This is a genomic window from Lutibacter citreus (assembly GCF_003260195.1).
Taxonomy (GTDB): domain Bacteria; phylum Bacteroidota; class Bacteroidia; order Flavobacteriales; family Flavobacteriaceae; genus Lutibacter; species Lutibacter citreus.
In genome coordinates this window covers 195,885-210,442 of the sequence record NZ_QEIH01000005.1, presented here as the reverse complement: position 1 = coordinate 210,442, position 14,558 = coordinate 195,885, and the positions used below count along the sequence as shown (strand labels likewise).

Below are 14,558 nucleotides of genomic sequence, written 5' to 3'. Positions count from 1 at the left end.
TTACGAATTTATATATTATACCTAAAATAATATTATGACCTAATTTATTATTAACTTCTTCTTATTATATTTTACTGCTTCAACTTCAAAAAAGCGTTTTAAGTTTTTACCTTCTCCAACTTCAATAGTGTAAGAACCCGGATACATTACGTTAGGCTTATATTCATTTCCATTAATTCTTAATGAAGAAATAACCTCTTTGGTGTAATCGTTTCTAACGGTAACAACTTGATTTACTTCTGAAATTTTCAATGTTGGTAATTCATATGCATCCTTTAACTTGAAGTTATCCAATTGAGAAAAAGTTATTGGCCATCCATTATAAGGTTTACTTCCTTCAGCAAACATATCTACATTTCGCTCCCAACATTCAAAAGTAATGGCACGTTTTGGTTTGTTAAATTTAATAATTCCGTAACCTGCAGCTCTTCCTTTTAACAAATCATTTTTAGGATTATTATCTTTGTGTGTAGGATTTGCAACTGCGTGTACTGTAATCTTATTATGAAAAGCGTCCTTATACTCACCCGTATAATTTGGTGTCCCTTTTATATGGTTTTTACCAGGTTTATCAGGGTTCCACCAACGCATCCAATAATTAGCCGCAGCTGGCACAGCAAATGAATAACCTGCATTGTTCCAATCTTCAATACCGTGATGTACTACTGAACCTAAATGTTGGTCTCCTGCAATCATACACGAAAAACTTTTTCTAATAACATTTAAGGCTTTATTTCTTCCTGCTTGTGGCCATCCATTAGAATCTACACTGTATTTTTGTTTTTTCTCTATTGTTGGTGAATGTGTAGCTAAATTTGTAAAAATAGTTTGAGATAACACCGCTTTCATTTCAGCACCTTTCCAATTTGTTGTCCAATCTTCTAAAAAATCAAGTTGACGTTTTCCTAATAAGGTTGCTTCTAAAACATCCATATTATGCGTATCCTTATATCGTTTACCTTCTAAAACTCTTTTTGGCCCAGACTTAAATTTTCTATCTTCAACAATAGCAAAACTTACCCCACCCCAAGTTAAATTGGTATAATAAACTCCTATTCCCTGTTCTATTGGTGTTGGATCATAAGGGTCTGGTAAATGCCAAGTTTGTGCACGTTCAATTTCTTTAAGATAAGAAACTGGCATATAATAACCGCCATAATTACCATCTCTAGTTTCTGATTTTCTACCACCATCTCCCCAAAGATTTCCGTGACCAACATCATGATCATCTGGAATTGTAATTGTAGGTGTATTACTAATAATCTCACCAAACGACTCTCCAAATTTTAACCAATACTTGTAATGTTCACTATGGTCATAAACCTGATCTCCTGCAAAAAACAATACATCTGGTTTTAACTTTTTTAAATTATCTACAATATCAGTTTCTGGTTCTTGACCTCCGTGTCTTTCATAAATAGACCAACACGAAAAAGCTGCCATTACCAATTCATCCTTATTTATAGGATTTTGACGAATTATCCCTGTGTAAAATTGATTCTTTTTATATACAACTCTGTACTCCGTTTCTTTAGAATCATCCCAACCCTCAATTCTGAAATGAGCAGTATACCCTGGATAATTAATTTCAGCCTCTTGAACATTTTCCCATTTTAAATTCTTTTTAATTTGAAGTGTTGCTCTAAATGGATCATAATTTTTAATAGGATAAAACTGAGCTGTCATTTTCATCGTATTATCGTTTACGGTGTACAACGCAAAACAAATTTTATTTTTTGCTGCCTTTTTTTCTGAAATAGCTAAAACATCTTTTTTTTGAGCATAAAAAAGGTTTATAGCTAAAACTAAAATAATGGTTAGTGTTTTTTTTATAATTGATTATTTATAACGTCTATATGCTTTTTTTCTATCTTGAGATTGTAATTTCCACTTATCTGTTCTAAAACCTGTTACTGGTAATCCATTTCTATCAAATAAATTTGCTTTAGGATTGTTAGACCAAGCATATCTTACAGCAATTGGATTTATTATTTTTTCTGATGAAATTTCAATTTTGTTTTTATCTATAATTTTTGCTTTTGCCCAAACAAACTTTTTATCAAATCCTGCAATTGCAAAACCTTTTACAGTTTCAAAGTCAGCAGCATACAAACCTTCATCAATATGATTAAAAGTAATGATAATCGTATTGCCTTTAATTTTAATAGACTCATATCTAGGGCTTTCACTTGCAAATTTATAACCATACTCTTTTGTTAGTGCCAAACGTGCTAAGCGGTTTCCAACTGGTTGTTTATTTCTATAATGAATATCACGACCTTCTCCTAAATCCATAGTAACAACTTCCCCTGTATTTGGTAATGAAAGTGTTTTGGTTTGTGATTCTCTTAACTCTGCCCAACTACTTGAAGTTGGTTCTTTGTCTGGTTCTTTCATACTAGCTAACTGAATCCAATAAAATGGGAAATCCCCTTGATTCCATAACGTTCTCCAAGAATTTATAAGTAAAGGAAATAAACTTCTATATTGGTAACCTCTTCCTAAATTACTTTCTCCTTGACACCATATTGCACCTTTTATTCCAAATCCAACAATTGGATTTATAACTCCATTAAAAGCGTTTGCAGGTCTGTTTTGAGCAATTCTAATATCACGAGGTGGACGCATTTTTGCTCCAGGTTTCCCTGCGGCTTCCCATTCTTCATAAGCTTTAGTTACTTCAACTAATTTTTCATCGGTGAATTCACTAGCTGCTATATCCCAATCTTCTAATAATTCATTGTGCTTCCCTGAAGCTTCTAATGCTTCACGAGAAATCCAAGTTTCTAATGATGATGCTCCCCAAGAAGCATTAATTAATCCAATAGGTACTCCTAAAGTTTGATGTAATTTTCTTCCGAAGAAATAACCTGCCGCAGAAAATTCAGGAATGTTTTTTGGTGTACACGCAACCCAAGAAGTATCTGCAATTTTAGTTTGAATTTCAGGATTCCCAGTTAAAGGAACACTAAACAAGCGTATATTTGGATAATTGGCTGATGCTATTTCTAAATCTGAATGATTAGAATTTATTACACTCCATTGCATATTAGATTGACCTGTACAAATCCACACTTCACCAACCAATATATCATCAAAAGTAATTTTATTCTTCCCTTTAACTGTCAATTTATATGGACCTCCAACTTTTAATGGGTTCAATTTCACTTTCCAATTACCGTTTTTGTCTGTAATTGTTTTATGTTTTTGGGTATCAATAGTTATGGTTACTTTTTCACCAACACTTGCTGTCCCCCAAATTGGATTTTGCTGATTTCTTTGCAACACCATATGGCTACTAAAAATGTTAGATACGCTAACTTGTGCAACAGCAGAAAAACTAACTATTAAAATTGCGATTACTAAATAAATTCTCGTAATACTTTTCATTATTGAATGTTATTTTTAATTCTTTTTATTCTTCGGAACTGATTCTTTAAAGAACTCTTCACGCAATTTATGGTAAGCCTTATACCCCATCATATTTCCGTTAATATTTTTCTTATTCCATTCAATCCATTTAGCTTGTAATTCTTTAGCTCTTTTAGATTTCTTATCTATTATATTTTCCGATTCTGAAACGTCATTTGGCAAATAAAATAGTTCAGGTTTCTTACTATCTTTGTCCTTAACGTGCTTCATTCCATCTGATGCAAGTACAGACCAATTACTTCCACCTCGCCAATAAATAGCATCGTGAGGGGCTTTTATATCTTTACCAGTTACAAAAGGAATTAAATTTACTCCTTCCATATCATTTACCGAATTAGCTTCTACTCCTGCAACAGCAACAGCTGTTCTACCAATATCTAATGAATTTACTGGAAATTTATATCGAGAGCCCGATTTAAATTTCGCAGGCCAAGATGCCATAAATGGAACGTGAACTCCTCCATCATAAAAGTTTCCTTTACCACCTCTAAAAGGTTTGTTACTTGAACCATTTCCTTTCGTTGGGCTTTTTTTAGATGATTGCGGACCTCCATTGTCACTTAAGAAAAAGATTAATGTATTTTCATAAATATTATTTTTCTTTAAAGTTGAAACCACAGTACCAATTCCTCTATCCATTACATCTACCATTGCTGCATAAACTCTTCGTTTTTTATTTTTTATATGGCTATATCTCTCAATATCTTCTGCTGGAGCTTGTAAAGGCATATGTGGAGCATTATAAGACACAAATAAAAAGAACGGATTCTCTTTATTTTCTTCAACAAAATTAGCTGCATCATTACTTAATGCCGTTGTTAAATAACCTTCAAAATTTGCTGTTTTTTTATTTCGAATTAAACCTTGTAAATAAGCTTCCCAAACTGGTTTTGTAGTATCAATTTTAAAGTAATCGTGACCACCACCTAAAAACCCGTAGAAATAATCAAAACCTCTATTATTTGGATGATGTTTTTCTGAAGCTCCTAAATGCCATTTCCCTATAACTCCTGTTTTATACCCTACTTCTTGAAGTCTTTTTGGAAATAGTTTAACAGTAGAATCTATACCCATTAATGGATTTGCAGGGTCATAAGCCGGATTAGTTTCAAATCCGAAACGATATGGATATTTACCTGAAAGTAAAGCCGCACGACTTGGAGCACAAAATGAATGGTTTGCATAACCTTGTTCAAATACAACTCCGCTTTCAGCAAGTTTATCCAAATTTGGAGTTAAAATATCCGTTGCACCGGTAAATCCGGTATCAGCATATCCCATATCATCTGCCATAAATATAATAATATTTGGCTTCTGATTTTTTAATTTGTTTTGAGAAAACGATTGAAAAGTTACTACTAATAGTAGTAAATAAATTACACTAAATTTCTTGCTATTTTTCATTCTTAAGTATTCTTTTATTTATATAATAATACATTATCTAACTTTTCCATAAACTTAACATCATCCTTAAATGGTTCATTTTCAGATTTCATATACTGCTTCATTTTCTCAGCAAGTTCAACAGCTATGTTTTTATAAGCTGGTTCTCCATAATGATTTATCAATTCATCTGGATCATTTTTAGTATCAATTAACCAAGGTTTTGATTTAGAAACATCAATGGCTAACTTATATCTGTCATCAATTGCTGCTAACCATCTTTTATGAATTCTACTAAAAGTAACATCATCCCAAGTTTTTGAGTTTGAAGTATTCAATAAAGTTGTTAAATCTCTACCTGCACTTTTTGGTTGATTTTTAATGCCTGCCATACTCAAAAAGGTTTTCATCCAATCCGTCGTGTTTGCAGCTTTATCAATTACAGTTCCTGGTTTAATTGATTTACCATAGTAAACAACAAAAGGTATTAAAGCTGAACCTTCAAATGGCGCTCCTTTATTAATTTGATTGTGTTCACCTAGTAAATCTCCGTGATCAGAAGCAAATAGAATAATTGTATTATCTAAAAGATGTTGTTCTTTTAATGATTTTATCAATTTCCCTACATTATCATCAATACATTTTACAGATCCAAAATAAGTTGCAATCATATCTTGCATTTTTTGTGGCTCTTTCACTCTTTTATCAAACTTTCTCCAGGCTGGAGAATCCTCATTTCTAGCTTCCATAAAAGTTCTTGGCATATCAAATTTAAAACCTGAATACATTGTATCATATGGAGCTCTAACAGCATCAGGTCCGTGTGGTTCTGGCAAACTTACAACATAGAAAAACGGATCTTTTTTATTTTTATCTACAAACTCTATAGCTCTATCCATAATCCAGTCTGTAGAATATGATTTTTCATCTGCACCATTCATATTATATGAAGGTTCTCCTTTTTTATCTTTAGCATCTATAAACGGAGTTCCGTCTGCTTTCATTCCAAATTTCTTCCAATGCCCACGATTATACATATATTTATTATCTGTAAAACCATAACTTTCAGGAGCCCAACCTGGTTTAGAATCACCACTTAAATGCCATTTTCCTCCATAACCTGTTTTATAACCATTCTTTTTTAAAACTGAAGCAATTGTAGGATAGCTCAAATCCATTATTTTGTTATTAACAGCCATATTTACAGTTTGTGGATATTGCCCTGTAAACATACTTGCTCTTGATGGTGAACAAACAGGAGATGACGCATACATACTTGTAAACAATGCTCCATTATCTGCAATCCAATCAATATTTGGTGTTTCTACAACTTTGTCTCCCCATTGTTTTGCTTGTTCAGGTTCCATTAAATCTCTATAACAACCTAATGTTCTAAAGTTATGCTCATCCGTAACAATCCAAATAATATTTGGTTTTTCATTCTTTTGAGCGAATGAACAAATGCTATACAATACTATTAAACCAACTATTTTTAGTTTATTCATAATCTTAATTTTTAAATTTAATTTCCCAACTTTCAGTACTAAAAGCTGAAGCTGGTAAACCGGCTGTATTAAACAAACAACCTTCTATATAACTATTCCAACCGTAACGAACATTTTTTCGTTTTGATACTTTATCGCTCCAAACTTGTACTGTTTTTTCCTTTATTATAATTTTAGCTTCTGCTGGGTGATATATGCCATCTTCACCTGAAATTTCAAAATCTGTTAATGGTTTCCCTAAACTTGTAATTCCTAAATCAGCTTCTTTAAAGCTAATTTCAGCTTTGTTACCATCTATTTTTATAGATTTATAAATAGGTCCTGAATGTGCAATCCCCTCTACATCATAACTTTTTGCCAATGCCCAAAAAGCCAACCGCTCACCTACTTCTCTCTTTTTTGGTGGATGAATTCTTGTTTTGTAACCAATATCATTAATTACTGCCATACCTGTGTTTGGAACAGTAAGCATTGTTTTTAATTGAGATTGTTGTAATTGTACCCAACCTTCAAGATTTTTATTTCCGTAAGGTGCTAATTGAACAAAATAAAACGGAAAACTTCCTTGATTCCATTCATCTCGCCAATTTTTAATCATTGCAGGGAATAACCGTGAGTATTGTTCTGCATCCCATCTATTTCCCTCTCCTTGATACCAAATAGCTCCTTTTATTCCATAAGGAATTAAAGGGTTTATCATTCCGTTATAAAGAACTGTTGCCGATTTTGTAGTCAATTTTTCAGAAAAATCTTTATTAAATTCAGGGAATTCTGAAGAAATAATTTCTTTTGAAGTCCAAGCTTGCGCAGGTGTACCACCAACATTACTCGAAATTAATCCAACAGGAATGCCTAAATATTCTTGAATCATTTTTCCGAAGAAATAACCTACAGCACTAAATTCTGCTGCTGTTTTGGGGGTGGAAACCTCCCAATTCCCTTTACAATTATCTAAAGGAACTTCACTTACTGCTGTTGATACAGTAAAAAATCTTAATTGTGAATTTGAACTATTTAAAATTACTCTATTACTTCCTTCAATATGTTGACCAGTATTCCCTTTTAAACGCATTGCCATATTAGATTGACCTCCACACAGCCAAACTTCACCCAACAAAATATCTTCTAAAATTATAGTTTCAGAACCTTTAACCTCTAATGTATAAGGACCGCCTGCATTTATAGTTTGAATAGTAGTTTTCCAAACTCCTTTTGAATTTGTTTTGGTTTTAGCTTGTTTTCCCCAACTGGCTTGTAATTCTATGGTTTTATTAGGTGAGTCTTTTCCCCAAATAGAAACTTCAGCATTACGTTGCAAAACCATATGATTATTAAAAATAGTTGCTAATTTCGTTTGTGCATTCAAACTAGAGAATCCAACACAAACAATAAAAAGCCCTAATAGATATTTCAGATTGTTTTTATTCATTTTTTGTTTTACTTTTAATTTTCAATATGTGTTAATATATAAGTCTTTCACTTAATTATCCACTACCAAAAACTGCCCTATTTGAAAAATTTTTTCTGGAGCCAATTTTATTAATTTTACTGTTGTGGTGTGAGAACCACCAGTTATTTCATCTAAAAAAATATATTTTGTTTGTGTTTTACCATTTCTAGATTTCATATCAAATATTTTGCTAACTCCATCGGTAGTTACTTCAACTTGAATATCTCCTTTAGCCTCTAATATTGATGTAAACCCTAATAAGAATCCATCCCATTTCAACGTAAACGTTTCACCTATTTTTGAAGTTTTTTTAGCTTTAGCGAAAAGTGTTTTTGTTCCATTATTTTTATCTGTTAAATCATCATTAATAACAACTTGATTTCCTAAATCAACATCTTTCCATTTAGAGCTAAACTTGGCATTTGTAATAGGAACTAAAGAAGCATTTGAAAATATATTTTCCGTTATAGGTTCAGGTATTACATTTGGTCCTTGTTTGCCGTGATTTTCAATAGCTTTTAATGATCTTACCAAAACATCTCTATAAATATTATGCCCAGCATCAACTGGATGCGTTCCATCATTAGAAAATACAATTCTACCTTCTGCAGGTTTATCTCCTTTTTGAAAAACTAATTGATCTTCATTTAATAATTTTACAACCTCCAATCCAAATTCTATTGAAGTTACTCCATAATGATTAGCAACAGGCTCCATAAAAACACCAGCTCTCGTTTGGTTTCCATTAGAAATATCTTCAATCATTCCTTTAGAAATAGTATAAACAATACAAATTTCAGTATTCGGATTGTTTTTCCATATTTGAGGTATTAGTCCGGCCAATGCTCTTCCTTGATAAGCACCTCCATTATTCACTCTATATTCGATAAACACCATATCTGGGTTATGAACCAACAAATGATTTTGAATTCTACAAGCTCCATATTCTGGACCTGTTCCTCCAATTGCAGCGTTAACCTGAGTAATATTTGCTTTTGGATATGCTTCTTTAAGCCATTCTATAGATTTAGTTCTCCATAAACCTCCATTTGTAATACTTCCTCCAATATAACCAACTTTTACATCTTTACCTGCTTTTAATTTTTGAAAGAAGTTTGGTAAACCATCTCTTTTTCTTAATTCTTCTGTTTTAGAAGTGTCAAAATTGTAGTTGTTTTGTGCCCATATCGTAGTTGAAGTAAATAACGATAAACTGATTAAAAGTGTGAATATTGATTTCATTTTTATAAAATATTTAATTGAATTTTTCTATTACTTTTTAGACCAACCTTTTTTGGTTCCTTTTAAATAGCCAATTGCCCATCCACTTCCTTTTTGTGAAGCCCAAAAAACGTCTTCTCTATACGGGTCTGGTTTTAAATCTACAATTCTATCTTGCTGACCTAAACCTCTGTTAATTTTATTCCAAGTTTTCCCGCCATCCATAGAAACATAAGCTCCTGGATTTAATTTTGCAGTTGCATTTTTTGATTTTGGAGGTAACGGCGCACTTACTGTAATAATATTAGGGTTTATGGGTGAAGTTTCACATTGCCAAACATATGGTAATTTAAAAATCCGTTCCCAAGACTTCCCTTTGTTTTTACTTTTCCAAACACCACCTCCTAAATCTGTAGCGTTTTCATTTCCTGCGGAAATAAACATATCTTGTGTATTTCTATCAATAAAAACATTGTTTACATTTTGAATTACTGAAGGAATTTCAATCTTATTCCAATTACTACCTTTATCTGTAGACTTATACAAACCTCCATTGCTATCATTCACTGCAGCAAATAAAGTGTTCGAATTTTTAGGGTCAAAAACAATTCTTCTTACACTTGAGTTTTCTTCAAATCCATTATTACTTAACTCCCAATTATAACCTCCATCTGTTGAACGATAAAACCCGTAATCTCCTTTGGTTAATGATTTTGCATATGGTCCTGCAACTTGTGAAATAGGTTTTTTAGTTGCACAGAAATACATATTATTTGGGTTCTTTGGATCAATTATCAAAGAATTTAAAAATACCAAACGTTCGTGCGAAGGAGTGTCAGCAGCAAATATGGTTGAAATGTTTTCCCACGTTTTTCCTCCATCAATTGATCTACGTAATTTACCTCTATGATTTTGTCTATACGATAAAAAGTAGATAATATCTGTATTGTTTGGGTGAACTGCAACTGTTCCCGCAGAATGTGCTCCACCATGATTTATTTGTCCTTCTAATTGTTCTACAGCAACTGCCATTTTATCTGGATAATCTCCTAATGGAGCTGTTTGCCATAAACCGTGTTCTCCACTAGTTAATAAATATCTGTCTTTAATTCCAGTTTCTAATAACATAAAACGACCCGGTAAATTACTTCCTCCGCGGCCAACCCAACGTTTACTTCCTTTATAAGTTTCGTTATCATCTATTTGTTGCCAGCTTTTTCCTCCATCTTTTGATTCTAAAACTTGTTGGTCTAAACAGATATATGCGGTTCCGTCTGCGCTTAACTCTAAAAAACGATTTCCCCAAGAATCTTCTCTTGTGTCCATTTCTGGTTGTAAATGCGCAAACTCTGTGTTAGTTCCTAATTCATTTCCACGTGATTTCCAATAGGATTTGTCCTTACCGTCAATCCAATATTTACCCACTCTTGCAACTGCTTTCCACGTTTTTCCACCATCATTAGTTTTCCAAGCATCACCTGTTAAAAAAGCTTTGTCATGTTTTGTATTATGAGATAAATAGATTTCATTTTTATTCAAAGGGTTTACCTGAATTCTATGCCATATATCTAAAACATCACTTGGTAAATCCGGATATTTAGTTCTTACTGATTTTACGTTTGTTTGAAACCAATATGCTAAAGATTTCCAATATCTATTCTGTAGAGCATTGCTCGTAATCTGATTTAAGTTTACACCTAAATTTCCTGTAATATTTATCCAGTTTTTTCCTGAATCAGTGCTTTTATAAACTCCACCTTTAGAAGTAACTGTTTTACCATCAGCCTCAAAAGCTGTTTGTTCAACTAAATATAGAATAAATTCATTTGTTTTTTTATTGAAATAAGAATCTAAATCTCTAGGTCTATTTACAGGAAGACCTTTACTGCTAGACCTCCAAGTTTCCCCTTGATTTTCACTTCTAAAAACACCTTCATTAGTAATTGTAATTAATACTTTTGAATTTTTTGGATCAACAATAATTCTACCAATATCAATTTTATTAAAATCACCAACTTTAAAATTTTGCCAAGTTTCACCTTTGTCGGTGCTTCTATAAATAGCATTATTAGATAGTTTGCCAACTTGTCCATTTTTATATCGCCAATTCTTTTTAACATTCCAAAAATCTCCAGGACCTATATACCAATTATTATCATTTGAAGGGTCAACAGTTATTTCAGAATGGCGACCTTTAAAAGTATTTATTTCTTTCCAACTTCTACCAGTGTCAGTTGTTTTATATAATTTTCCTCCACCAGTAATGGCAAAACCAAAAGCAGGATTTTGATATGAAAAGGTGAATTTTCTAATTCTACCTAAATCTTTACCACTACCATCAACATCTTTAATTGTACTCCAAGATTTTCCAGCATCCCAAGAACCATATGTATTGTACATATCTGGAGACATCATCATTACATTTTTATCTGTTGGATGACACCAAAACTCTTCACAATAACCAGACATTCCTGGTCCTACTTGTTGCCATTCAACCAAATCAGTTGATTCAACTTTTTTTGAATTTAATTTCTTGAAATACTTTTTATCAAGTTGAGCGTTTGCTGTTAAACTCAATAAAAAAATTATAATTAAAGGTGTTATTTTATTCATTCTAATTAAACTGTAGGTTTATTTTTTTACTTTTAAGGGTGCTACTTTACCAATTCCATTAACTGGAGCATCATGTTCTGTAGCGTGCAAATCAAATCTTGGTAAAATATCTTTTAATTCCTTATACTCCTTTTGATCTTCTTTAGAAGCTTTTTTCATATCATTAATAACTTGAAAACTGATTAAATCATCTGGATATTTAGAAACATCATAAGTTTTCCCTTGCCCATCAATTAAAATATTTTTACTTCTAATCAATTGTTTTTCCATATGATACGTGTAAATCCAATCACGATGTTCAGCTTTATCTGTAGTTAAAAACGGTATTAAACTAGTTCCGTTCAGTTCATAACTTTCAGGAATTATCACACCAGCAATTTCAGCTATTGTTGGTAATATATCAGAAACATTTACCAATACATCTTGTTCTCCTTTTTTAGTCATATTTAAACAAGGAGCATAAATAATCATTGGAATATGTGGACCACGCTGTGCAATTGTACTTCCTTTTCCATAACCACTTGTACCATTATCAGCGCAAAAAATTAAAATGGTATTATCTTCAACACCTAACTCTTTTAATTTTTCAACATATTGCCATAATTGATAATCTAAATATTTTACATGATTATGAATTCCTCCTTCAGTTACAGTTCCGTGTGTATCATAATTTCCTTTATTTCCTGTTACATTTGGTTCTGTTCTTTTATACTTACCGTTTTTCCATTCAACTTTTGGAGTTCCTGGCCATTTTTGTCTTGTTTTTTTATTAATATCGTTACTTAAAAAATCCCAACCATCGTGACCTAAATGAGTTGTATGATACACAAAAAATGGTTTATCTTCTTTATGTTTACGTTCCATAAAATCGAGAATAAAATCTAATTCAACATCTGGTCCAAAAGTATTTAAACCATAAGAAGCTTTTGATTCTGGAGTATTTGGCCAATATTCAAAATGACTCTTTGCACTTGGGTGATTCATTAATTCTACATGAGGTTTCCAATACCATCCAAATTGTTGATAATATTCAACTTCGCCTCCAGTATCTTCATTAATTAACACTCTTTTTCCATTTATTTTCTTTTGTACAATTTTAAAATCTGTATTAGGATTTTTTTTATCATTTACTCCAGGCGTAAAACAACCTTCATCAAAGCCAAATTTATCTACACCATCAATTTGTGTTTTACCAGCCCAATATGTTGCATAACCACCAAATTTTGCAACTTGACCAATTGTATATGGTGAACTTTCATAAAGCGGATAGGTATTTACTTTTTTCCCTTTTTTATCAATAAAAGAACCTCTATCTTTTAAATGCCACCATTTATGTATATGAGCATATCTCCCTGTCATCATCATAGCTCTACTAGGCGAACAAATTGTTGCACCCCAAGCCGATTTTATATAAATTCCATCTTTTGCTAGCTTATCCATAACTGGAGTTTCTGCTCTATATTTTGGGTTTGAAGTATCACCTCCTTGAGGCGGAACACTCCATTTTGAAGAATTATAAACAGGTATTTCCCTTGCACTTATATCATCTGCAAAAACAACAATAATATTTGGTTTTTTTTGAGCTTTTACTGAAGTAGTTAAAAGCATTACAGAAAAAATGGCTAAACATATTTTAAATAATTTATTCATTTACTTTATTTTGAATTAAGATATTTTTAATTTTAATAGAATATTTTTAATTTTTAGGAGTTCCAAAAACTAAAAACTGACCAACGTAAAAATTATTTCCTTTTGCTAGTTTAGTAACTTTTAATGTTGCTTTATGCTTTCCTTCATTTAATTCAGGAGCATAAAAGAAATTTGCAAATTTTCGTGCTGGTTTATTTTTAAATTTACTTGCTTTTTGCTTGAATTTGAACACTTTAGAGATTCCTCCATCAATACTAACCTCAACTTCTGTTCCTTCACCTAAAGGAATTGTTGAAAATCCAATAATTTTCCCTTCCCATTCAATACGCAATGTTTCTCCTTCAGAAGAACACTTTAAAGCATCTCCCAACATTTGACTTGTTCTAAAAATATCATTTTTATAAGTTTCATCATTTTTAGAAACTTCTTTCCATCCTTTACTTAAAATAGCCTTTGAAATTGGAACTAGCTTTGAATTTACAAAGTGATTTTTTTCAATTGAAACTGGTAAATTATGATTTCCCGTTTCGCCTATATTTTCCATTTTCAAAAACGAACGACTAACTATTTGGCTATATAATTGATGTCCGGCATCTTTTGGATGAACTGCATCTTTAGCAAATATTACTTTTCCATTCACAGGTTTTTTACTTCTATAAATAAAATTCCCTACATCTAATTGTTTAACAACTTCTATTCCAAAATCTATAGAAGGAATGTTATAATGAATTGCAACTCTCTCCAATTTTTTACCTTCTCCGTGCTGTAAACCTTTTCTAATATTTGATATCATATTTTCTCCAATGGTATACACAAAACAGATATCCGTTTTCGGGTTTGCTAACCATATTTGACGAACCAAACCTTCATAAGCACGAACACCAAATCCTCCTGAACCGTTTACACGGTATTCAATAAAAACTAAATCTGGTTGATGAACTAATAAAGCTTCTTCTAAACGACAATTGCCAAATTCAGCACCAGTTCCTGGTACTGCAGCGTTTATCATTTCAAAAGAAGCTTTAGAATAATGTTTTTCTAACCAATTAAAAGATTTTGGTCTCCAACCTTCTTGATTTGTAATACTTCCACCAACATAACCAACTACTACCTTTTTACTTGAATTAACTTTAGCAAAAAAATTTGAAAGACCAGATCTCATTCGCAACTCTTCAGTTGTTTCAAAATCACTATCACTTTTTAAATTCTGAGCAATACTATTTATGTTTGACAATCCGAAACATAAAAATATGAGTGCTAAAATATTTCTAAAAGAATTTACTGTAGTTGGTTTCATTTGTTTT

Annotated in this window: 9 protein-coding genes; all 9 read right to left on the bottom strand. The window is 31.8% G+C overall.

The features are described from left to right. Window positions 1–39: 39 nt before the first annotated feature. Complete coding sequence (locus tag DAD81_RS11990) at window positions 40–1,692, bottom strand: alkaline phosphatase D family protein (protein WP_111708507.1); 1,653 nt, start codon at window positions 1,690–1,692, stop codon at window positions 40–42. 147 nt (window positions 1,693–1,839) lie between these two features. Continuing rightward, window positions 1,840–3,390 carry a sialate O-acetylesterase gene (locus tag DAD81_RS11985; RefSeq protein ID WP_111708506.1) on the bottom strand — a complete coding sequence of 517 codons (1,551 nt, stop codon included), beginning with the start codon at window positions 3,388–3,390 and terminating at the stop codon, window positions 1,840–1,842. Window positions 3,391–3,405: 15 nt separating this feature from the next. Further along, a complete protein-coding gene (locus tag DAD81_RS11980; protein ID WP_111708505.1) occupies window positions 3,406–4,836 on the bottom strand; it encodes a sulfatase-like hydrolase/transferase in 1,431 nt (476 codons plus the stop codon). Window positions 4,837–4,850: 14 nt separating this feature from the next. After that, on the bottom strand, window positions 4,851–6,320 hold the full coding sequence (locus DAD81_RS11975; RefSeq protein ID WP_111708504.1) for a sulfatase-like hydrolase/transferase: 1,470 nt from the start codon (window positions 6,318–6,320) through the stop codon (window positions 4,851–4,853). Between the two features lie 4 nt (window positions 6,321–6,324). Beyond that, window positions 6,325–7,749 carry a sialate O-acetylesterase gene (locus tag DAD81_RS11970; protein WP_111708503.1) on the bottom strand — a complete coding sequence of 475 codons (1,425 nt, stop codon included), beginning with the start codon at window positions 7,747–7,749 and terminating at the stop codon, window positions 6,325–6,327. Window positions 7,750–7,800: 51 nt separating this feature from the next. Beyond that, a complete protein-coding gene (locus tag DAD81_RS11965; RefSeq protein WP_111708502.1) occupies window positions 7,801–9,012 on the bottom strand; it encodes an SGNH/GDSL hydrolase family protein in 1,212 nt (403 codons plus the stop codon). 30 nt (window positions 9,013–9,042) lie between these two features. Then, on the bottom strand, window positions 9,043–11,604 hold the full coding sequence (locus tag DAD81_RS11960) for a WD40/YVTN/BNR-like repeat-containing protein (RefSeq protein ID WP_111708501.1): 2,562 nt from the start codon (window positions 11,602–11,604) through the stop codon (window positions 9,043–9,045). Between the two features lie 18 nt (window positions 11,605–11,622). Further along, window positions 11,623–13,254 (bottom strand): sulfatase-like hydrolase/transferase, encoded by a 1,632-nt coding sequence (locus tag DAD81_RS11955; protein WP_111708500.1) that lies wholly within the window; start codon window positions 13,252–13,254, stop codon window positions 11,623–11,625. Window positions 13,255–13,300: 46 nt separating this feature from the next. Next, window positions 13,301–14,551 (bottom strand): SGNH/GDSL hydrolase family protein, encoded by a 1,251-nt coding sequence (locus tag DAD81_RS11950; protein ID WP_111708499.1) that lies wholly within the window; start codon window positions 14,549–14,551, stop codon window positions 13,301–13,303. Window positions 14,552–14,558 lie beyond the last annotated feature (7 nt).

Bases quoted from the DNA above. Each gene is read 5' to 3' on its own strand.
- DAD81_RS11990 (WP_111708507.1), bottom strand. From the start codon at position 1,692: ATGAAAATGACAGCTCAGTTTTATCCTATTAAAAATTATGATCCATTT.
- DAD81_RS11985 (WP_111708506.1), bottom strand. From the start codon at position 3,390: ATGAAAAGTATTACGAGAATTTATTTAGTAATCGCAATTTTAATAGTT.
- DAD81_RS11980 (WP_111708505.1), bottom strand. From the start codon at position 4,836: ATGAAAAATAGCAAGAAATTTAGTGTAATTTATTTACTACTATTAGTA.
- DAD81_RS11975 (WP_111708504.1), bottom strand. From the start codon at position 6,320: ATGAATAAACTAAAAATAGTTGGTTTAATAGTATTGTATAGCATTTGT.
- DAD81_RS11970 (WP_111708503.1), bottom strand. From the start codon at position 7,749: ATGAATAAAAACAATCTGAAATATCTATTAGGGCTTTTTATTGTTTGT.
- DAD81_RS11965 (WP_111708502.1), bottom strand. From the start codon at position 9,012: ATGAAATCAATATTCACACTTTTAATCAGTTTATCGTTATTTACTTCA.
- DAD81_RS11960 (WP_111708501.1), bottom strand. From the start codon at position 11,604: ATGAATAAAATAACACCTTTAATTATAATTTTTTTATTGAGTTTAACA.
- DAD81_RS11955 (WP_111708500.1), bottom strand. From the start codon at position 13,254: ATGAATAAATTATTTAAAATATGTTTAGCCATTTTTTCTGTAATGCTT.
- DAD81_RS11950 (WP_111708499.1), bottom strand. From the start codon at position 14,551: ATGAAACCAACTACAGTAAATTCTTTTAGAAATATTTTAGCACTCATA.